The organism is Pseudomonas sp. Z003-0.4C(8344-21), assembly GCF_900104975.1.
In the GTDB taxonomy this organism is placed as follows: domain Bacteria; phylum Pseudomonadota; class Gammaproteobacteria; order Pseudomonadales; family Pseudomonadaceae; genus Aquipseudomonas; species Aquipseudomonas granadensis.
This window is the reverse complement of sequence record NZ_LT629756.1, coordinates 854,604-875,430: the sequence shown is the minus strand read 5'-3', so window position 1 is coordinate 875,430 and position 20,827 is coordinate 854,604. Positions and strand designations below refer to the sequence as shown.

Annotated in this window: 22 protein-coding genes; 3 read left to right on the top strand and 19 right to left on the bottom strand. The window is 55.2% G+C overall.

Annotation, left to right across the window (positions count from 1 at the left end; all coding sequences use genetic code 11):
- Positions 1-80: 80 nt before the first annotated feature.
- From BLU24_RS04020 to BLU24_RS03990, 7 genes are all read right to left on the bottom strand, one after another.
- Entirely contained in the window at positions 81-422 is a 342-nt protein-coding gene (locus BLU24_RS04020; protein ID WP_093097742.1) for a copper-binding protein, read from the bottom strand.
- Positions 419-3,577: an efflux RND transporter permease subunit gene (locus BLU24_RS04015; protein ID WP_093097739.1), complete on the bottom strand. Its 3,159-nt coding sequence runs from the start codon at positions 3,575-3,577 to the stop codon at positions 419-421. Before BLU24_RS04015 ends, BLU24_RS04020 begins: the two co-directional genes overlap by 4 nt.
- Positions 3,574-5,058 carry an efflux RND transporter periplasmic adaptor subunit gene (locus BLU24_RS04010; RefSeq protein ID WP_093097737.1) on the bottom strand — a complete coding sequence of 495 codons (1,485 nt, stop codon included), beginning with the start codon at positions 5,056-5,058 and terminating at the stop codon, positions 3,574-3,576. Before BLU24_RS04010 ends, BLU24_RS04015 begins: the two co-directional genes overlap by 4 nt.
- Positions 5,055-6,311 carry a TolC family protein gene (locus BLU24_RS04005; protein WP_093097735.1) on the bottom strand — a complete coding sequence of 419 codons (1,257 nt, stop codon included), beginning with the start codon at positions 6,309-6,311 and terminating at the stop codon, positions 5,055-5,057. The genes BLU24_RS04010 and BLU24_RS04005 overlap by 4 nt, the downstream gene beginning before the upstream one ends.
- Positions 6,312-6,410: 99 nt before the next feature.
- Entirely contained in the window at positions 6,411-6,752 is a 342-nt protein-coding gene (locus BLU24_RS27930; RefSeq protein WP_093106429.1) for a hypothetical protein, read from the bottom strand.
- Positions 6,753-6,852: 100 nt separating this feature from the next.
- Positions 6,853-8,241, bottom strand: coding sequence for a heavy metal sensor histidine kinase (locus tag BLU24_RS03995; RefSeq protein WP_093097733.1), 1,389 nt, complete (start codon positions 8,239-8,241; stop codon positions 6,853-6,855).
- Complete coding sequence (locus BLU24_RS03990) at positions 8,238-8,921, bottom strand: heavy metal response regulator transcription factor (RefSeq protein WP_054092731.1); 684 nt, start codon at positions 8,919-8,921, stop codon at positions 8,238-8,240. The genes BLU24_RS03995 and BLU24_RS03990 overlap by 4 nt, the downstream gene beginning before the upstream one ends.
- Before the next feature lie 278 nt (positions 8,922-9,199).
- Here BLU24_RS03990 and BLU24_RS03985 point away from each other — a divergent pair, with 278 nt between their 5' ends.
- The gene (locus BLU24_RS03985; RefSeq protein ID WP_054092765.1) at positions 9,200-9,643 is read left to right on the top strand and encodes a DUF411 domain-containing protein; all 444 of its coding nucleotides are present in this window, start codon (positions 9,200-9,202) and stop codon (positions 9,641-9,643) included.
- A gap of 48 nt (positions 9,644-9,691) precedes the next feature.
- Here BLU24_RS03985 and copD read toward each other — a convergent pair whose 3' ends face one another.
- The 5 genes from copD to BLU24_RS03960 all read right to left on the bottom strand — a co-directional run bounded on the left by copD (position 9,692) and on the right by BLU24_RS03960 (position 14,308).
- A complete protein-coding gene (gene copD / locus BLU24_RS03980; protein ID WP_093097731.1) occupies positions 9,692-10,627 on the bottom strand; it encodes a copper homeostasis membrane protein CopD in 936 nt (311 codons plus the stop codon).
- Positions 10,628-10,629: 2 nt separating this feature from the next.
- Positions 10,630-11,013, bottom strand: a complete 384-nt coding sequence (gene copC / locus BLU24_RS03975; RefSeq protein ID WP_054092733.1) for a copper homeostasis periplasmic binding protein CopC — start codon at positions 11,011-11,013, stop codon at positions 10,630-10,632.
- Positions 11,014-11,083: 70 nt separating this feature from the next.
- Positions 11,084-12,073 (bottom strand): copper resistance protein B, encoded by a 990-nt coding sequence (locus BLU24_RS03970; protein WP_093097729.1) that lies wholly within the window; start codon positions 12,071-12,073, stop codon positions 11,084-11,086.
- Between the two features lie 10 nt (positions 12,074-12,083).
- On the bottom strand, positions 12,084-13,949 hold the full coding sequence (locus BLU24_RS03965; protein WP_093097727.1) for a copper resistance system multicopper oxidase: 1,866 nt from the start codon (positions 13,947-13,949) through the stop codon (positions 12,084-12,086).
- Between the two features lie 149 nt (positions 13,950-14,098).
- The gene (locus BLU24_RS03960; protein ID WP_093097724.1) at positions 14,099-14,308 is read right to left on the bottom strand and encodes a co-regulatory protein PtrA N-terminal domain-containing protein; all 210 of its coding nucleotides are present in this window, start codon (positions 14,306-14,308) and stop codon (positions 14,099-14,101) included.
- A 413-nt stretch (positions 14,309-14,721) separates the two neighbouring features.
- Here BLU24_RS03960 and BLU24_RS03955 point away from each other — a divergent pair, with 413 nt between their 5' ends.
- Entirely contained in the window at positions 14,722-15,048 is a 327-nt protein-coding gene (locus BLU24_RS03955; protein ID WP_093097721.1) for a four-helix bundle copper-binding protein, read from the top strand.
- A 212-nt stretch (positions 15,049-15,260) separates the two neighbouring features.
- A complete protein-coding gene (locus BLU24_RS03950) occupies positions 15,261-15,812 on the top strand; it encodes an arsinothricin resistance N-acetyltransferase ArsN1 family B (RefSeq protein ID WP_093097719.1) in 552 nt (183 codons plus the stop codon).
- 27 nt (positions 15,813-15,839) lie between these two features.
- On the opposite strand, the gene BLU24_RS03945 is transcribed toward BLU24_RS03950, so the two are convergent.
- Genes BLU24_RS03945 through BLU24_RS03915 form a run of 7 tightly spaced genes read right to left on the bottom strand, consistent with a single transcriptional unit; the run spans position 15,840 to position 20,725 of the window.
- Positions 15,840-16,913 (bottom strand): ArsO family NAD(P)H-dependent flavin-containing monooxygenase, encoded by a 1,074-nt coding sequence (locus BLU24_RS03945; protein ID WP_093097717.1) that lies wholly within the window; start codon positions 16,911-16,913, stop codon positions 15,840-15,842.
- Between the two features lie 37 nt (positions 16,914-16,950).
- The gene (gene arsC, locus BLU24_RS03940; RefSeq protein WP_093097714.1) at positions 16,951-17,373 is read right to left on the bottom strand and encodes an arsenate reductase (glutaredoxin); all 423 of its coding nucleotides are present in this window, start codon (positions 17,371-17,373) and stop codon (positions 16,951-16,953) included.
- A gap of 20 nt (positions 17,374-17,393) precedes the next feature.
- Positions 17,394-18,107 (bottom strand): arsenical resistance protein ArsH, encoded by a 714-nt coding sequence (arsH, locus tag BLU24_RS03935; RefSeq protein ID WP_093097711.1) that lies wholly within the window; start codon positions 18,105-18,107, stop codon positions 17,394-17,396.
- A gap of 47 nt (positions 18,108-18,154) precedes the next feature.
- Positions 18,155-18,625 carry an arsenate reductase ArsC gene (locus BLU24_RS03930; RefSeq protein ID WP_093097709.1) on the bottom strand — a complete coding sequence of 157 codons (471 nt, stop codon included), beginning with the start codon at positions 18,623-18,625 and terminating at the stop codon, positions 18,155-18,157.
- Positions 18,626-18,641: 16 nt separating this feature from the next.
- A complete protein-coding gene (locus BLU24_RS03925) occupies positions 18,642-19,925 on the bottom strand; it encodes an arsenic transporter (RefSeq protein ID WP_093097706.1) in 1,284 nt (427 codons plus the stop codon).
- A 24-nt stretch (positions 19,926-19,949) separates the two neighbouring features.
- Positions 19,950-20,306, bottom strand: coding sequence for a metalloregulator ArsR/SmtB family transcription factor (locus BLU24_RS03920; RefSeq protein WP_074848706.1), 357 nt, complete (start codon positions 20,304-20,306; stop codon positions 19,950-19,952).
- Positions 20,303-20,725: an arsenate reductase ArsC gene (locus tag BLU24_RS03915; protein WP_093097704.1), complete on the bottom strand. Its 423-nt coding sequence runs from the start codon at positions 20,723-20,725 to the stop codon at positions 20,303-20,305. Before BLU24_RS03915 ends, BLU24_RS03920 begins: the two co-directional genes overlap by 4 nt.
- Positions 20,726-20,827 lie beyond the last annotated feature (102 nt).

The window sequence follows — 20,827 nt, the reverse complement described above, 5'->3', positions numbered from 1 at the left end:
GATGTCGCTATCGCAACGCTTGGCGATACTTGAACTGCAACCGACACGACGAACCGTGCCGGTTTTTTATCATCGCAGGCTCATTTTTTTATGGAAACGATTGTGGCTTTGCCACCCTCTAGACGAAAGGTAAACGAGACACGGTCTCCGGCTGCCAGCCCTTTCAACTGATCCTCTGTCGCGGAAAACGCCATAGTCATCGGTGGCCATTGCACTGATGGAACAGCGCCATGGGCAATGGTCACGGTATGCTTTGTAGAATCGATAGCCTTGATCGATCCGTCGGCGGTGGCTACTGGAACCTGCTTTGTTTCTTGCTTCAGTTCCATACCCTCCATTTTCATGCCCGGCATGTCCTCTGCTAGGGCAGAAAAAGACAGGGTAAGTACGGTGCTAACAGCTGCAAACAGGGTCAGTTTCATACGACTTTTCCTTGAGGGAGGTTGGGTTCATCTTGGAGGTGACGGCGACGCATCAGGCGATACGCTGCCGGAATGACAAACAGGGACAGCAAGGGTGCCGTGACCATACCGCCGACCATGGGCGCGGCGATGCGGCTCATGACTTCGCTGCCGGTGCCGCTGCCCAGCAGGATGGGTAACAGACCGGCAATGATCACGGCCACGGTCATGGCCTTGGGTCGAACGCGCTGCACAGCGCCTTCACGGATCGCCGCCACCAGCCCGCGCTCAGTGCGGTCGCCGAGGTCTTCACGCTCCGCCCAGGCGTTTTTCAAGTAGAGCAACATGATCACGCCGAACTCGGCAGAAACCCCGGCCAAGGCGATAAAGCCGACTCCGGTGGCGACCGACAGGTTGAATCCCAATAGATAGAGAAACCATGCTCCACCAGTCAGTGCGAATGGCAATGTGGCCATGATCAGCAAGGGCTCATCGAATCGGGCAAAAGTCAGGTAGAGCAACACGAAGATGATCAACAGCGTGGCAGGCACCACCAACTTGAGTCGTGCGTTGGCCCGTTCCAGAAATTCGAACTGCCCTGAGTAACTCAGACTCATACCGGGCTGCAACTTGACCTGCTCATTGACGACCCGGCGTAGGTCGGCGACCACCGAGGCAATGTCCCGACCACGCACATCGATGTACACCCAGCCTGAAGGCCGTGCATTCTCGCTCTTGAGCATCGGCGGCCCGTCGCTGACCTTAACCTTCGCCACCGTTCCCAGGGTGATCTGACTCCCTAACGGGGTGTAGATCGGCAATTGCTCCAGGGCGCCGAGCGAGTCACGCCACTCCCGTAGGTAACGTACGTTGATCGGGAAACGTGCGAGACCTTCGATTGTCTCCCCTACGTTTTCACCACCGATAGCGCCAGCCACAATGGACTGCACATCAGCGATATTCAGTCCGTAGCGGGCGGCGGCCTTGCGGTCGATATCTACATCGATATAGCGGCCACCGGTCAGTCGCTCGGCCAGAGCCGAGCTGACACCGGGCACATCCTTGGCCACCCGCTCGACCGCCTGAGTTGCGGCATCGATCTCGGTCAGGTTTGTGCCGGCAACCTTTACTCCGATGGGGCTTTTGATCCCGGTGGCCAGCATGTCGATACGGTTGCGAATCGGCGGTATCCAGATGTTGGTCAACCCTGGAACTCGTACCACTCGATCCAGTTCTTCCACCAGTTTCTCCTGAGTCATGCCTGGGCGCCATTGCTCGTGTGGCTTGAACTGGATAGTAGTTTCGAACATCTCCAGCGGTGCCGGGTCGGTGGCGGTTTCGGCGCGCCCCGCTTTACCGAAGACGTGTTCGACTTCGGGCACGGTCTTGATCAGGCGGTCGGTCTGTTGCAGCAGTTGCGCCGCTTTTTGAGCCGACAATCCCGGCAGAGCCGAAGGCATATAGAGCAGGTCGCCCTCGTCCAACGGGGGGAGAAACTCACCACCCAAGCGAGACATTGGCCATAGCGCACTGACAAAAACCAATAGCGCCACCAGCAGCGTGATCTTTGGTCGACGCAAGACTGCGTCCAAGGCTGGCTGATAGATCCGAATCAACCACCGGTTCAACGGGTTCTGTTGCTCACTGGGGATTCGTCCTCGAATCCAGTAACCCATCAGCACGGGCACTAAGGTCACTGACAATCCCGCCGCTGCGGCCATGGCGTAGGTCTTGGTGAAAGCTAATGGGCCGAACAGACGTCCTTCCTGAGCTTCTAGGGTGAACACCGGAATGAACGACAGAGTGATGATCAACAAACAGAAGAACAGCGCCGGGCCTACCTCTGCCGCCGCTTCGGTCATCACATGCCAATGACGCTCCCCCTTTAGTTCTTCCCCTGGATTAGCCACATGCCACGCTTCAATCTTCTTGTGGGCGTTCTCGATCATTACCACGGCAGCATCGACCATGGCGCCGATGGCAATGGCAATCCCGCCCAAGGACATGATGTTGGCATTGATCCCTTGGTAGCGCATGACGATGAAGGCAATCAGTACCCCCACCGGCAGGGAGATGATCGCAACCAGCGACGAGCGTATGTGCCAGAGGAAGATCCCACAAACCAACGCGACAACGATGAACTCTTCGATGAGCTTGTGGCTGAGATTTTCCACGGCGCGGTCGATCAGCTTACTGCGGTCGTAGGTGGTGACGATTTCTACACCAGCCGGCAAACTGCTTTTCAGTTCCTCGAGCTTGGTCTTGACCGCTGCAATGGTCTCGCGAGCATTCTTGCCGCTGCGCAAAATCACCACGCCGCCGACGGTCTCGCCCTGACCGTCAAGTTCGGTGATGCCACGCCGCATTTCCGGCCCCAGCTGGATCGTGGCGACATCGCCCAGGGTCACCGGCACACCGCCCGAGCCCAGCTTCAGTGGGATCGCCCGAAAGTCGTAGAGTGTCTTTAAGTAGCCGGAAGCACGCACGATGAACTCGGTCTCTGCCATCTCCAGCACCGCACCACCGGTTTCCTGATTGGCCTTGCCGATAGCATCGGTCACCTCAGACTGAGTGATGCCGAGGCTGGCCAGTTTGAGCGGATCAATCTGCACTTGGTATTGCTTAACCATGCCTCCCACGGTGGCCACTTCCGCAACGTTCGGTAGGGTCTTGAGTTCAAACTTCAAGAACCAGTCCTGAAGAGCGCGAAGTTGTGCCAAATCGTGCCCGCCGCTGCGATCCACCAGTGCGTACTGATAGATCCAACCCACCCCCGTCGCATCCGGCCCCAACGCCGGTTTGGCGCTGGCCGGCAAGCGGCTTTGTATCTGACTCAGGTACTCCAACACCCGCGAGCGAGCCCAATACAAGTCAGTGCCGTCTTCAAAGAGCACGTAGACAAAACTATCGCCAAAGAAGGAATAACCACGCACGGTCTTGGCCCCCGGCACCGAGAGCATGGTGGTCGCCAACGGATAGGTGACCTGGTTCTCGACGATCTGCGGCGCTTGTCCTGCATAAGGGGTGCGGATAATCACCTGTACATCGGAGAGGTCTGGCAACGCATCAATGGGCGTGCTTTGCACCGACCAAATGCCCCAAGCGGTGACAAACAGTGTCGCGAGTAGCACTAGGAATCGGTTGGCCACTGACCAACGAATCAGGGCAGCAATCATGGCTGGCTCCCCGTTTTATCCAGTCGTTCAACACGCAAGCCATCATCGGTCTGGCTCACCGCGACCCGAACCTTGTCACCAGCCTTGAGGCCCTGCATCAGCGCCGGACTAGCGAGAGGGAAAGTCATCGTCATGCCAGGCATACCCAGCGTCTTGAAAGGGCCGTGGGCGAGCGTGACTTCTTTGTCGTTGATCTCAACGATTTGACCATCAGCCTCATGAAAACTGGAGGCTGTTTCACTGGGTGGCGACTCTTCCTCCGTGCGGGCAGCAATGCCTTTAAGACTGGCCTCCGAGTCGAGCAGGAACTGGCCAGATGTAACCACCTTCTGGCCTGCTTCCAGACCTTTCACTATCGCCGTTTTGCCATCGCTTTCCTGCCCAAGGAGCACCTCCACGGGACGGTAGCGGCCAGCGTCTTCGGCGAGCATCACCAGCGCTCGTCGGCCAGTGCGAATCACCGCCTCACTCGGCACCCACAATACACTCTGCTCGGTCGAACGATTCAGGCGTACTTGCGCCGTCAAACCCGGCCTGAGACGCCCATCCGGATTGGGTAACTCAACACGTACCCGAAGTGTGCGGCTGTCCGGATTGGTCTCAGGCAAAATCGCGCTGACCTTGCCATTGAGCATTTCCCCAGGAAAGGCTGGTAGACGCGCTTCGACTGCCTGCCCCACGGTAATAGCTCCGGCGTCCGATTCTGGAACGGCTACAGCTAGCCAGACCGTGTCCAAACCATTAACGCGAGCCAGGGTCTCGCCAGTCGTCACGGTCATACCCGCTCGCACATTCAGCTCTTGCAGAACGCCGCTGATGGGGGTGGTTAGCTTCAGGGTCGGCTGGACTTTCCCACTGCGCTCTACCTGGGATATCAATGCAGCCGGCATCCCTGTGAGTCGCAGCCGCTGACGGGCCGCCGCTAGCAACTCAGCATCTGCGCTGCGCTTGAGAGCAAGAAACTCTGTCTGAGCCGCCGCCCACTCTGGAACCAAGATATCCGCCAACGCCGCGTTGGCTTTGAGTACATCGCCGGGAGCATGTGCATAGACCCGCTCCACAAAGCCAGTGGTGCGTGGCTGGATCACCGCGACATCACGCTCGTTGAATCCCAAGACTCCTGTAACGTCGATATTGGAATCAAAGATTCCACGGGTGACTGTCGCAAAACGCAGACCGAGATTTTGAGTCAGACTCGGATCGATACTGACGGTCGCACGATCTCCTGCGCCACCGGCGTACTGAGGAACCAGCTGCATGTCCATGAAGGGAGATTTTCCCGGTTTGTCGAACTTTTGCTGCGGGTACATGGGGTCGTACCAATACAGGGCTTTGCGTTCGTCCGGGGAATTGAGGCTCTGTTCCGGGGCAGTACCGGGTACTCCGCTCATGCGCTGATGCGCGAACCAGTAGCCACCAGCAACACCCAATGCCAGCGAGACGCCTACCAGCAATGCCCCGTTCCATTTCTTAAGGATCATTGGCTGGACTCCCCATAAGCGAAGTACAGACGTGCACTGGTCAGCGCTCGCTGCTCTTCTACGTCGATCTGTTTAAGGCGGGCTTCGATGAGTTCACGTCGGGCGGCAACCACCGCGTTTAAATCGCCCTTGCCTGCACGGTAACTGGCCATGCTGAGTTCGACCTTTTCCTTGGCCAGCGGCACCAGGCTGTCCTGATTTCTGCGCACGGCACGATCCAGACGCTCATAGTCAGCCAGTTCATTTTCCAGCTGCTGGGTATGCTCGCGTGACAGCGCTTCGCGCTCGGCCTCCAATTGGTTAAGCTCAGCCTGCTTGGCCGCAATCCTGGGGTTTTGGCGAGAGTCGGGAAATAGCGGTAAATCCCAGGAAAGTTGAACGCTGACCATGTCGCCGAACTGACGGTCACGATGCTGATAATCAAGTTCCCAACTCCAGTCCGACTGCTTTTCCGCTTCGGCTTCACGAACTTTGGCTTGCGCTTCGCGGGTCATCGGCGCAAACGCGGCCAACTCGGGGTGGTGTTGCAGCTTATGAGAGTAACTTGAGGTGTCGACGGGCCATTCAGGCAAGCTGCCCACAGGCTTGTCGTTGGCGGCGGAGCCAATCCAGCGTTTGAGGGCCGCACGAGCCTGCGCTCTCTGGAGAATCAGATCGTCCTGCTGCTCCGCCAGTTGAGCTGCTTCCTGCTTGGGTGTCACCGCATCGGCGGGTTGAGCGCGGCCACCGGCAATTTGGGCCCGGACGGTATCGCTCAGCAGGCGGTTTTCTTTGTAGAAGTCCTGGAATAGCACATCTTTGCGCTCAACCGAATAGCTGCTGATCCAGGCCAGCGCCGTGGACTGGCGCACCTTCAGACGTTCGACTCGACGCTCCGCAGAAGCACGATCAATAGCTGCATCGGCGACTGCGATACGCGCTTTGCGCTTGTCGCTATTGGGTATCTCCTGCCTGACCCCGACCATCTGCATGGTCATGAAGTCCTGGTCGATACTCCAACGATCCGGGCCGCCGATGGGGTAGTTCTGAACGCCCACCAAGAGCTTGGGATCAGGTAATTCACCAGCAGGGATGGCTGCACTGCTGGCAGCCTGAATTTTGGCGTCTTGTGCGGTCAGTGACGGCGCATTGTTTTCTGCCAGCCGCAACGCTTCATCGAGTGTCAATGCGGCAGCGAAGCTCGGCAATGCCAGTACGCTTGCCGCCAGACCGACCACGAGGGGCCAACCTGTGCAATAGCACTTGGATTTCATGTTTACGATTCCTGTAATCATCCACTGCACGCGTCAAAAGACATGCGCGCAGCTAGTCCATCCCGCTAATGCAGAATGAGGCTCAATGTGGGACAGGAATCAAACGCGGGGCGGTCGCCACACCCCGGATGGGGTCTGTATGGGTAGGGATTTAGTGAAGAAGGAAGCCACTACGGGGCTGAATACGGTAACTGGAGGCTTCAGGATCGAAACTTCAAGCATGCCGCCAGTCTTGCATTCCTGGCCTGGCTTGCAGGGTTTGCCATGCTCTGTCGGGCTTTTCATGTCGTTACAGCAGTCCATTCCCATGTCATCCATCATCGCCATGCCCATTGTCATCATCGGGCACGGTTCTGCGGGCGCCTGAACACCCGCCATCCCGGACAGGGGAAGCGTCAAGCTGATCAGGAAGAGAATGCAAAACCGCAGGTAGCGTTTCATAGAAGTGGAGTGTAGTTGGCGCGAACCGTCCTTACAATTGAACAGTTCAAACGTCAAAGCTCCCATTTCAAGGCTCTGACTTCCAAGATTCGCCAGCCTTTCATTCACGAGCATTAGACCAAGCAGGCAGGCTTATCGTAAAAGTCGTCCGACCCACTTCGGAAACGCATCCAACGCTGCCCCCATGAGCGTCTACCAACGATTTCACGATTGCCAAACCCAGCCCTGCATTGTTTGCAGAGCTTTCCCTGCGCGCAGGGTCAACCCTATAAAACCGATCAAACAGCCGAGGCAGATGTTCAGCAGCGATTCGCTCACCTGGATTTTGCACTGACAAGCTCATCATGTTGCCTGATGGCTCGATGTTCACAGAAATGGTGGCACCCGAAGGTGTGTACCGGATCGCATTCGACAGCAAATTGGAAACCATTCGATCCAGCATCGTTCTGTCGCCACGAACCTCACCGTGTCCGGTGATCTGTAGCTTTAGTCCGGTGTCATCTGCAAGCAGCTGGTAATACTCAAAGAGCTTCTCCACCACCAACCGCAATTCGACTTTTTCTTTAGCGGGTAGAACCAGACCATTATCAGACTTCGCTAAAAAGAGCATGCCATCGATGATGCTTGAAAGTCGGTTTAGATCTTCCAGATTGGAGTACAGATTCTCCTCGTATATTTCTGGCGCACGCTTTTTTGTAAGGATGACTTCAGTATGTGTTCGCAAATTGCTTATTGGCGTACGTAGCTCATGGGCAATATCGGCTGAGAAATTAGATAATCGAGAAAATGACTCTTCTAGCCGAGCAAGCATGGCATTGAACGAACTGACGAGTAGCTCAAGCTCACGAGGCACAAAATCCATTGGAATGCGCTCTTTCAGCGATCCAGCCGACATCGAAGCCGCGACCTGCGTCACTCGAGCGACTGGTTTAAGGCCGCTGCGCGCGACCAACCAACCCAAGCCGGCGCTGACCAACGCACTGATCGCCAAACCTATCACTAACCACCAGCGTAAGGTCTCCACGAAATGCATGTGGCTTGTGATATCCATACTCAGCCAGGCCGTCAGTGGCTCTGATTCATTCACCAGATGAACTTGGGCTTTCATCCCTCGGTACAGATGGCCTCCGTCTGTCCACTCCCACATATCATCATCAGGAGTATCAGGAGGAATAGAAGGATGCTGAGCTGAGTTGGAGGTCGCAAAAATCGTTCTTCCGCCGTGCATGACAATCGAGGCTGAGAGTTCCTGGTGTGCCCCCAAAAGCGCTTGTAACTGAAGCAACACATCTGAACGGTCAGCCGAGCCAGCTTCACCGTCCATAATTTGACGAATAGATTCGAGCTTTTCTGTCATTGCTTGCCGGTCGAGTGCCTTGAAGTGATGCCGGCTGAAACCATCGAAGGTAAAGCCTGCTACCACGAGCACTGCTACCACAGCGCACACAAACATCAAACTTAGACGAAGCGTTAGAGATGGGCGCTTCATTCTGCGTCCGGGGCATCAAGCATGTAGCCCATGCCTCGCGAGGTCTGAATCAGCTTTGTATCGAAATCATCATCAATCTTGGCCCTAAGCCTGCGAATGGCGACCTCAATCACGTTTGTATCGCTGTCGAAATTCATATCCCAGACCTGGGATGCGATGAGTGACTTTGAGAGAACCTCTCCTCTTCGGCGCATCAGCAGCTCTAACAAAGCAAACTCCTTCGCCGTCAGGTCAATGCGTTGACCTGAGCGTGAGGCACGACGTTTGAGCAGGTCGACTTCAAGATCACCGATTTTTATAGACGTCAGATTGGGAGCACCGGCACCCCGACGCAGCAGGCTTCTGACGCGAGCGAGTAGCTCAGAAAACGCGAACGGCTTTACTAAATAATCATCTGCACCAAGCTCTAAGCCTCTAACTCGGTCATCGACTCCGTCCCTCGCTGTAAGGAACAACACGGGAACCAAGCTTCCAGCTGCGCGGACACTTCGGATGACCTCCCAGCCGTCAATCCCAGGCATCATCACGTCCAGAATCAGGAGGTCGTAGCTCTCGTTCAGCGCCTGATGCAGTGCCTCCGTGCCTGTCACGACCCGGTCGACAGTAAAACCCGCTTCCAAGAGTCCTTGCTGGAGATACATTCCGGTTTTGGGTTCGTCTTCTGCTACCAGGATTTTCATGGTGGAACTCCAGCTTTGCGTTGCTCAAGTGTGCTACGAAACCGACAACAATGCGCAAGCTGACGCAAATGTAATCGTTTCGACAGCTACCTGAAAGCGCCGGGACATCACGGCTTGGTAGGTTGTGAGTAGCTAGACGGCAGCTTACGAAAATGTAATCGGCAATAATCGTTGTTGCGCTTAACCTACCCTGGAACGGTGCGGATCCGAGGCCATGGCTATCGGCCAAGCTGTACATAGCAACCGCGCAACGAATCGTTAAAAGGTGCATCCAAATGATGAAGCGTAATTTACTCCTTGCTACGGGGCTGATGTTCATGGGCGTTGCACAAGCTGCGGAGCTGCTCAGTATCGATGTCCACCGCGACGCGAATTGCGGATGCTGCAAGGAGTGGGTCAAGCACTTGGAATCGAATGGATTCAAAGTAGTCGACCATGTGGAAAGCGATATGAGCGCTATCAAGAAAGGGCTGGGTGTGCCGCAAGGACTAGCGTCCTGTCACACGGGCGTTATTGGTGGGAAATTCGTAGAAGGCCATGTTCCAGCGGATGACATCAAGAAGTTGAATGATCGTCCCGACCTTGTAGGGATTGCAGTGCCAGGCATGCCAGCAGGTTCGCCTGGTATGGACTATGGTCAGAAACATCAACCTTACCAAGTCCTGGGCCTCACCAGGGATGGTGCTCAAGAGGTGGTCGCTGACTACCCGAACAGCAAATGATCGCCACGCAGATCTGAGCGACCAGCGCTGCTCAGACCTGCCTAGGCATTACCCTTGGGCCATCTCGATTGAAGGGCTGAGCGTTCCTAGCCAAGCCACCAAGCAAACAATGACAACCGCACAGGTCGATTCGAGCAGCACGCTCTTTTTCAAAGCCGTGACTGCGGCAGAATAATCACCCCCGCTCACAGAGCGTTCCAGTGAGGGGCTCAGGTAGAAACGATTGAGGGTCGCGAGTCCAAGCATGCCAGCGAACAATATGATTTTCGCTAGTAGGAGAATGCCATAGGTGCTGGCCACTACCTCTGTAATGGTTGGCCCGACAATGAAAAGATAATTAGCGACTCCTGTGAGTATGATCGTACCCACAATGAACCCGCCCGCTGTTTCGAATCCTTTGAGCGCCCGAGTCAAAACTCGTACGAGTTGCTCAGGATTACCTTCCCTCATGCTCAGCATCAGAGCAAAGGCTGCCAAGGCTCCAATCCATCCGCCAGCAGCCAATAAATGGAGAATATCCGCTGCGAAATGCCAGAACCGTCTAGCACCTTCATCCATTGCCCCGTGACCTGTCCATGGGAGCGTAGCTAAGGCAATACTGCCCGCTAGGGTAGCAATCCAAAGACTAGCAGATGGCAATCGAGTGCTTTGGCTTGCAGCAATTATCACCACCGCAAGCGAGACCATACGTGCCATCCAGCTGTAACCGACCTCGGTTTCAGACAACATCATTTCCAGGTGAGGTAACAGCTCCGCCCAATCGGACGCACCGCTCATGTTTTTTGTCATGACGAAGAACGCGGCCACAGACAGAAGAATGCCTATAACGGCAGCCCCACTCAGCAGCGACCCAAAATGCAACACTGTTCCCGATTCGCGCTCTTTCCCGCGAAAGCTGTACAGCCCGAACACCGCGAGCCCGAACAGGAGCATCAAATCCAGATAAAGCGCGAGGCGCAGCGCCACATTCAAAGGGTCGCTCATGCTTATTTCACTTTGAAAGTTACGGCACCGGTAATTGGATGAGTGTCGGACGATACTGCCCGCCATTCTACTTTGTAGGTGCCCGTTGTCAGGGGCGATGAAGGCGTGATTACCATGGTCTTCGGATCATTGCCGCCTGCTACGCTTGCTTTGACACCCATAGGTGAATTCGGCATACCTGGCATATCAGTCATGATCAGCTTGGCTCCGGAAAATTGGGTGACCAGGTTTTCGGAAAAGTGCAGTTCAATTTTCGAGGGGGCCGCACCGGAGTCGCCTTCTGAAGGAGTCGAAGACAACAGTTTCGGATGGGCTTGAGCGACCGAGCTCAGCAAAATACCGGATGAAAGAGCGACGGCCACAACACAGGCTTTCAAGAACGACATGCAAGGCTCCTCACAGCGCATAGCTGTTGTAATGAGGTTGAATAATTATTTTTGGTGCTACTAACTTGGTTTAGAACCAGACCCGAACGCCTAGCACCAGGCGTGCTTCGTTATTGTCTTCGCCTTCCTCGCTGGCGTAGTCAGCCGTTTTTCCATAACTACGATTCCAGGTAACGCCCACGTAAGGAGCGAATTGTGGACGGATCTCGTATCGGAGCCGCAGACCAATCTCACTTTCTGATAACCCGGAGCCAATGCCACGCTGGGGATCGTTTTTCCCGTAAAAATTGAATTCTGCAGTCGGTTGCAAAATGAGCTTATTGGTCAAAAGGATGTCGTAGTCTCCTTCCAGCCGCGCCGCAGTCTGGCCACCTTCGCCCAGATAAGCAGTAGCCTGGGCTTCGAAGTTGTAGAGCGCCAAGCCCTGGATGCCGAAAGCCGCCCACGTTTGTGGATCACCCGGTTTGAAGTCTTGGCGAACCCCACCGACCAGATCCCACCATGGACTAATAGAGTGACCCCACAGCGCTTGCACCTCGGCTTCCTCTGTCTTCCCATTGGTGCGCTCTCCCTCAGAACGCAACCATAGACGATCCACATCACCGCCTATCCAACCTTGGGCTTCCCAGTTCAGCGCACTTCCTTCATCAGCATCCTGCCATTCCAATTTTTCGAAAATGAAGTACGAGTTAAGAGCAGTGTCATGAACCGCATGGCCACCAGGCGCATTGTAAACTGCAGCTCTCTCAGCATCTGTAATTGGAGGTATGGGAGTTCGGCTTTCACTACGAGCCTGCTGCTTGGCGGGCTGCATCCCCTGCATCTGGCTGTGATCCATGCCCTGCATTTGGGAGTGATCCATGCCTTTCATCTGACTGTGATCCATGCCCTGCATTTGCGAGTGATCCATGCCCTTCATCTGGCTGTGATCCATGCTCTGCATCTGCCCGTCATCTGCAGTCTGACCGGTGTCAGCGGCTGCCGGCAGAACAAAGCCAAGGCTCAGAGCGACCGTAGCTACAACTGAGTGAATGCGAGTGCCACAAAAATAGTTGCTCATAGTCGACCCCTTATTCCTCTACTCGCACTTCTCGGAACATACCCATTTCCATGTGATACAGAAGATGGCAGTGATAGGCCCAGCGACCTAGCGCATCGGCGGTGACTCTGTAACTGCGCTTCGATCCTGGCGGCATGTCGATGGTGTGTTTACGAACGAGGAATTGGCCATTTTCGTCTTCAAGGTCGCTCCACATCCCATGCAAATGGATGGGGTGCGTCATCATGGTGTCGTTAACGAGCACGATCCGAACCCGCTCGCCATACTTCAGCCTCACCGGCTCGGCGTCAGAAAACTTCACCCCGTTGAACGACCAAGAGAATTTCTCCATGTGCCCGGTCAGGTGCAGTTCGATAGTGCGGCTTGGCTCACGGCCATCAGGATCTTCAAACGTGCTCCTGAGAGCTGAATATGTCAGCACCTTGCGACCATTATCACGAAGCCCCATACCAGGATCATCAAGCTTCGGTGAGGTCGACATTGCTTGCATGTCGACCAGAGGGTTGTTGGATTCCGTCTTGGGGTGCGCCTGCATGTCCCCCATCCCACCCATGCCTTCCATAGACATTTTGCTGTGATCCATTCCGGCCATGCCTTCCATGCCGGACTTATCCTGCTTAGCGCCATGGTTCATCGATGTCATGGAGCCGCCGTCCATTCCCGACATGCCATTCATTGAGCTGTCACCCATGCTGGCCATTTTGCTGTGATCCATTCCAGCCATGTCGCCCATTCCGCCCATCGAGCCATGATTCATACCCGCCATGCCCATGTCCGCCATGGTGACGAGAGGACGAGGATCGAGCTCGGGTACAGGCGCGACTAACCCTGATCGAACAGCCAAAGTACCTCGGGCATATCCCGACCGATCCATCGACTGTGCGAACAATGTGTAGGCTTCTTGGGTGGGCTCGACTATCACATCGAACGTTTCAGCTGTGGCTATTCGGAACTCATCCACGCTCACGGGTTTTACATACTGGCCATCAGCAGCAACAACAGTCATCTTCAGTCCAGGAATACGGACGTCGAAGTAGCTCATGGCCGATCCGTTGATGAATCTCAACCTGAGTTTTTCGCCAGGTTTGAAGGTGCCCGTCCAGTTCGAATCCGGAGCGTGGCCGTTCATCAAATAGGTGTAGGTCGCACCACTGACGTCTGCGATGTCAGTAGGGTTCATCTTCATTTCTGCCCACATCTTGCGATCAGCAACGGTGGCTGACCAACCTTTGTCAGCGACGTCATTGATAAAGTCGCTAACCGTGCGCTTGTGGGTGTTGTAGTAGTCAGCCTGTTTCTTCAGCGTTTTCATCAACGAGGCCGGATCTTCATCCGTCCAATCGGTGAGCATCACCACGTAGTCACGGTCATACACAAACGGCTCGGGGTCTTTCGCTTCAATTACTAACGGGCCATATACACCGACCTGTTCTTGAAAGCCGGAATGACTGTGATACCAGTATGTTCCGTTCTGCTTGACCTTGAACTGATAGACGTAAGTTCCGTCGGGCTCAATCCCGTGAAAGCTAAGGCCGGGTACACCATCCATATTGGCGGGAAGAATGATCCCGTGCCAGTGAATGGAAGTCATATCCTTCAGGCGGTTTTTGACGCGCAAAGTTACCGTGTCACCCTCACGCCAGCGCAGGAGGGGCCCCGGAAGCCCTCCATTGATCGTCAGCGCTGTACGGCGATTGCCAGTAATGTTTACCGGCGTTTCTCCAATAAACAGGTCGAACTCCGTTCCTGACAGGACATTCGCTTCCCCAAAGCCAGGTGCAGCCCATACAGGGGTACGCCAGAGTCCTAGGCCCGCGAGAATTCCGCCTGCGGTAAGGCCTTTTACGAAGGTGCGCCGAGAGGTGTTGGAGTGCATACCGATTCGTGTCCCGTCAGTCGGAGAGAGGCGCGCACTACTGCGCACATTCCGAGGATTCAATCTATTGATCGCCTGCGCGATTTCATACCTCGAAAGATGCCACAGGCCAGCAAACGAGGTAATTACATTTCCGTAAGCTGGGCGACTCAGCAGTGATGGTTAGGCTGTTCAGCCACAGGTTTTTCCTGCGCAACGTCCTCTTTCGGCTGCGTTCCTGTACTCGCGACAAGAGTGGACATCGCCGTCTCGCGGGCTCGCTCCATGCGCTCAGCTGTACGGTCGCCACCGCCCTCAGCAAACGCCAGCGACGATATAGCCAAACTGAATGTAAGAATCAGAGCATTGGTTGCTTTCATGGCGCATTTCCTCAACAAAATTAGCTCTCCGGTAGTCAAGAGAGTCTGAGCATCGGCTCAATGAGGATGATGGAGACTTGCACCTGTCAGCAGGCTGAGCCTGCGATTACAACTTTGACAGCGGCGTGGGGCGGAACTGGTCAGCATGACGGGAGTGCCATAGGTGATTTGGATTGCAGGCCATCTACTCCAGCCACTCGCTCCGCGCATTGCCGCCTGCATGGAGAGCCGAATTTCCAGACCTATGCCTGAGGGCGACCGCTCGATGAGGCGAGCTGAGATGTGAAAGCTTGCCTACCTTACAAAACTGTAATTTTTTTCTCGAAACCCTGCCTACCCGCTTGGGTCGGACGAATTGTACCTTCGAGAAAGGTACATCAAGTGAATCGACCGTCGACCTCGGAGAACTGGTTATGAACAGTAGCTATGAAGATTGCATTGCGGAATGCCTGCGTTGTGCTATGGCATGTGAGAGTTGCGCGTCCGCGTGTCTAGAAGAGCAGGATGTGAAAATGATGGCGGCTTGCATAAAGCTCGATAGGGATTGTGCAGATATCTGTAGGCTCGCAGCGACCCTGATGGCACGGGGAAGCCCCTTTGCAAATGAAATTTGTGTGCTCTGCGCAAAAATTTGCAAGGCATGTGGTCAGGAGTGCGGTACTCATGAAGCAGAGCATTGCCAGCAATGCTCTAAAGCGTGCTTAGCTTGCGCACAAGCATGCGAGTCAATGGCTGCTTGAGCTTCCCTTCGACCAAAGGTGTCATCACCCTAGTGGCGAACCATTGAATGATGGGTTGGCCACTAGGGTGAAAAACCCGACACGGCGTTTTTTTGGGATAACTACCTATCGAAATAATTGCATGCCCCAATTCCACTACAAGAGAGCGCGGGAAAATCGAAAATTTGCTCCGAAAAAGGTACTGTTACCGCTTTGGATCATGGATGACCGGTATGGCTTTGAAGATCCGCACGGCAGCGGTAGCAGATGCAGAGGCCATCCAGCGCATTTATGCTCCCATAGTTTCGACAACGGCCATCTCGTTCGAAGAGATTCCGCCAAGCGCTGAGGAAATCGCTCAGCGAATAGCGACAACGCTTTTGACATATCCCTACTTGGTGGCCGAAGAAGGTGGGGAGATCAAGGGCTATGCCTACGCAAGCCAGCATCGCGCTCGTCCGGCCTACCGATGGGCTGTGGACGTGACGGTGTATATAGCCGAGTCGGCTCGCCGGCAGGGCGTTGGCCGTGAACTCTATGAAACCTTGCTTCCGATTCTCGAAAAGCAGAGGTTTCGCGCAGCTTACGCCGGAATTGCGCAGCCCAATGAAGGCAGCGTGGGCCTGCACGAGTCGCTAGGATTTACTCACATAGGGACGTATCCAGAGGTAGGCTTCAAGCTTGGGAAATGGCACGACGTCGGCTATTGGCGGCTCGGGCTGTGCCAGGCAACCCCTCCACTGGAACCTATTCTCTTCCCCGAGCTTGAAGTCGCATCAAAGTAGGCTCACTCGACTTTTCAGGGCGCGCTATCAGACCCCGCCTGTGAGATACGTTTGCACTTGCTTGACTACATCTCGAGCGGTGCGGGTTACTCCGATCAATGTCGCGGAGGCGAGCCCCGTCCAATCGCCGTAACCCACCAGCCACAGATTGGGTGAAGCAACACTCCGGTTTTCGTCCACAGCCACTTTGCCATCCTGGCCTACAATGCCCAGGTTGTTTAGGTGGTCGAGCGCTGGAGAAAACCCAGTGCACCAAATGACGACATCCACCGCTGTTTCGTCTCCTGATGACCAAACAACGCCTGTTGAAGTGAAGTGCGTGAATGGCCGTACTGCGCTCAATACACAGCGTTCACGAGCGTCCTTCACCGATGGCACCATTACGATGTCGCCCAGCCCCCCAGCGGGTTGTTCAGGCTCCACACCTTCCTGTTGCGCCTTAAATCGAGCAGTAGCTCGTTCGAACAGGACGCGCCCATCAACCTCATCAGGTAGAAACTTTGGGGCCTCTTGAGTTACCCAGGTTGCCTGAGCCACTTTAGAAACCTCGGCGTAAATCTGGGCTCCCGAGTTGCCACCACCCACGACAAGGACGGTTTTCCCCTCAAACTCATTCGGCCCAACGTAATGAGCGGAATGAAGCTGCTGCCCTACGAACAACTCCTGTCCGGCATAGCTCGGGGTAAATGGGCGGCTCCAGGTGCCTGTTGCACTGATAACCGCCTTGGCATCCCAGTTTCTATCCCCGGAGACAACCCGTAATCCTTCTTCGATTTTTTCGACACGGGTCACCCTGGTGGATCGGATGATGGGGAAGTCATATCGACGCTCGTACAGAGTCAGATAGTCGATAACATCATCACGGTGAGGCGTTTCTTCTGATACGGCAGGCATCGGCCAGCCCGCAATCGAGCTCCATGCCGATGGAGAGAAGAGTCGCAGCGAGTCCCAGCCATGCCGCCAGGCTCCTCCTGGTGCCGACTCCGCATCGAGCAGCACATAAGACAAGCCTGACCGCTTCAAAAAATAGGCGACTGTCAGCGCGGATTGACCACCGCCAATGACCACAACATCAAGTTTCGAATTCTGACTCACCAGCATCCTCCAGGCTCAATCGCGGCACCTCACTGTCGTCGTATCAGACTCTGCGACCGTGCTCATCAATGACCACTTGGCCGTCCTCTTTGACGAAACTCCCACGCTGCTCTTGCGGTAACAAATCGAGCACAGCTTCTGACGGACGACACAAACGCGTCCCCAAAGGCGTCACGACGATGGGGCGATTGATCAGGATAGGGTGAGCCATCATGGCATCGATGAGCTGTTCGTTCGTCAGCGATGCATCGCCCAATCCCAGCTCTTCGTAAGGAGTGCCTTTGATACGCAAAAGAGCCCGCACCCCGATACCCATATCCTCAATGAGTCTGACAAGTGTGGTGCGATCAGGCGGGTTCTTCAGGTACTCGATAACCATCGGTTCTTCCCCGCTGTTACGGATCAACTCCAAGGTGTTGCGAGAGGTGCCGCATTCGGGGTTGTGGTAGATCGTGATCTGGCTCATATCGCTTCCTCGTGCTGACGTTAGATGGAGCGCTGGTTGACGCGCTTGGAAAGCTCTTCGGCGGACTCCTTACGCTCGGAGTACCGGTCAACCAAATAATCCTGGCGATCCCGCAACAGCAGCGTGAACTTCATCAACTCCTCCATCACGTCCACCAGTCGGTCGTAGTACGAGGAGGGTTTCATACGACCTGCCTCGTCGAACTCGGTGAACGCCTTTGCCACCGAAGATTGGTTTGGGATGGTGAACATACGCATCCATCGACCCAGTACGCGCAGCTGGTTAACCACGTTGAAAGATTGCGAGCCACCGCAGACCTGCATCACTGCAAGGGTCTTTCCTTGCGTAGGTCGTACAGCACCTATCGCCAGCGGAACCCAGTCAATTTGGGCTTTGAATACTGCACTCAGGGAGCCGTGACGCTCAGGGGAGCACCACACCTGCCCCTCAGACCATTGCATCAGCTCGCGCAGCTCAGCGACCTTGGGATGTGTATCGGCAGCGTCATCCGGAAGCGGCAGACCCGATGGGTCAAAGATCTTGGTTTCAGCGCCAAACTCATTCAGCAGGCGTGCCGCCTCTTGCGTGACTAACCGGCTGAATGAGCGCTCTCGCGTTGATCCATACAGCAGAAGAATGCGAGGTTTATGGAGCGAAGGCGTGCGAGGCGACAGTTGCTCCAGCGACGGAATGTCGATCAGGTCGGCGTGTACGTTCGGCAATGTGTCTTGCATATAAACTCCTACGACGGCGACTGGTTGGGTGCCGCCTCGGTTGATCTTTAAAGCGAACCGATGCGGTTCAGTTCAGCTTTCAACTGTTCAGCGCTGATGGTCTTCAGTGGCAGCGCAAGAAATGCGCTCACGCGCTCGTGAATTTTGGCGAGTGTGGTTTCAAAAGCTGCGGTGATCTCGGCTTCCGAACCGCTAGCGTCAGACGGGTCGGCCAGACCCCAATGCGCCTTCAAAGCTGGCCCAAAGAAGATTGGGCATGCCTCACCCGCAGCCCGGTCACAGACAGTGATCACGATGTCGGGAGGCGAGCCTTCAAAAGCATCCGAAGCCTTGCTGCTCAAGCCCGCCGTGGAGATATCCGCCGCCTCCAGCGTTTGCAATGCCCGTTGATTTACCCGGCCACTGGGAAAGCTTCCTGAGCTGACTGCTTCTACACCCTCGGGCGCCAAGTGGTTGAAAAGCGCCTCGGACAGAATGCTGCGGCAGCTGTTGTGGGTGCACATGAACAAGACTTTCATCAGACGATTCCTTGATTCAGAAACTGAGGCGCAGTGCCAGGGCGGACAATGTGGCGACGAGGATGGGTACGGTCAGCACGATCCCAGTCTTGAAGTAGTAACCCCAGCTGATCGTTATGTTTTTCCGGGCGAGCACGTGCAGCCACAACAGAGTTGCCAAGCTCCCAATTGGGGTGATCTTCGGGCCCAAATCGCAGCCGATGATGTTGGCGTAAACCATCGCTTGCTGGACTACACCATCGACTTCAGCGGCATGAATGGATAAGGCGCCTACCAGAACAGTGGGCATGTTGTTCATGATCGAAGACAGCAACGCTGTTAGCAGCCCTGTACCAAGGGACGCGCCCCAAACGCCATAACCGGCGAACACGTTCAGGATCTGCGCAATGTGGTCGGTCAGGCCGGCGTTCTTCAGGCCATAAACAACCAGGTACATACCCAAAGAAAAGATCACTACCTGCCATGGCGCCTCTTTGAGCACCTTGCTTGTGTTGATGGCGTGACCACGAGCCGCGATGACGTAAAGAATGAATGCACAGACCGCTGCAATGGCGCTGATCGGCACCCCCAATGGCTCAATGACAAAGAAGCCGATCAGGAGTAGTGCCAACACCCACCAGCCGGCTACAAAAGTGGCCCGGTCGTGGATTGCCTCGTCCGGATTGTCCAGTTGGTTGAGGTCATAGGTCTTTGGTAAATCCTTGCGGAAAAACCACAGCAGCATGGCTAACGTTGCCGCCACGCTGACGATGTTTACCGGCACCATGATCGATGCATATTCGTTGAAGCCTATATCGAAGTAGTCGGCAGAAACGATGTTGACCAGGTTGGAAACCACCAGCGGTAAGCTCGCCGTGTCGGCGATAAAACCGGCTGCCATGACGAATGCCAAAGTAGACGCAGGAGAAAAACGCAACGCCAGCAACATCGCGATCACAATGGGCGTAAGGATTAATGCTGCTCCGTCATTGGCGAACAGGGCCGACACCGCTGCGCCTAGAAGGACGATAAATGCGAACAGTTTGCGGGTGCTCCCGCCTCCCCACCGAGCTACATGCAGCGCAGCCCATTTGAAAAAGCCTGCCTCATCAAGCAACAGACTAATGATAATGACCGCGATGAACGTTCCGGTAGCGTTCCAGACTATGCGCCATACCTCCGGTATGTCTGCGAGCGTAACGACACCTGCCAGCAACGCCACGATGGCACCGAACATCGCACTCCAGCCAACCCCAAGCCCCTTGGGTTGCCAGATGACAAGGACGATGGTGGCAATAAAGATCAATACGGCAATCAGCATTTCATTAATCCGGTTGGGCGTGAATCAGCTACACACGGCTTGGTTGATCGGACGGTCGTTCATGCCGCAGAGGCGCTTAGCCTCGGTTTCCAGCCATTGCTGATTGGCGTCTACCACTTCCTTCAAAACTGCCGTCACCCACTCGGGCAAATCAGGATTCAGTCGGTAATACACCCATTGGCCTTGGCGACGATCCAACAGCAAACCGGCGGAGCGCAGCAGCGCCAAATGACGAGAAATCTTCGGCTGACTCAGGTCAAGTGCTGCCGTCAGCTCGCATACACACAGCTCACCTTCACTCACGACAAGCAGCGAAATTTTTGCTCGGGTGTCATCCGCCAGGCACTTGAATAAGGTGGTGGGGTTCATGGGTTCTGTCATAGATCCTCCAGGTGTTTCGTCTTGACCAAAACGAAGAGCTTGATGCGCTCGTGGATGTCGTGGAGCGTGTGGCGAAATGCGCCAGGATCATCGCTAGTTACTGGGTCAGGAAAATCCCAGGCAATGACTTCACCTGCATTGGGCATTGGTAGGCACTCGCTTGCGGATTTATCACAAAGAGTGATTACGTAATCGAATCGATCAGCTTGAAACTCGCTGAGGGACTTGCTGCGCAGGCCCGTTGCATCGACTCCAACTGCCTCCAATGCCTGAGTGGTGCGCGGATCAACCTCAGACGGTTCAGATCCTGCGCTGAAGGCCTCGAAGCGCGGGTCGGTGTGCCGCAGCAAAGCCTCTGCAAGCAGGGAGCGGGCTGAGTTGGCAACGCACACGAAAAGCACTTTGATAGCAGGGCTCATGGTGGAACTCGACGCATATGGAAAATCGAATATACGCTTTGGCGAATATTCGGTAAAGCGAATATAATGCCTGCTATTTAGGCATGTGCCCTAACGCTCCAT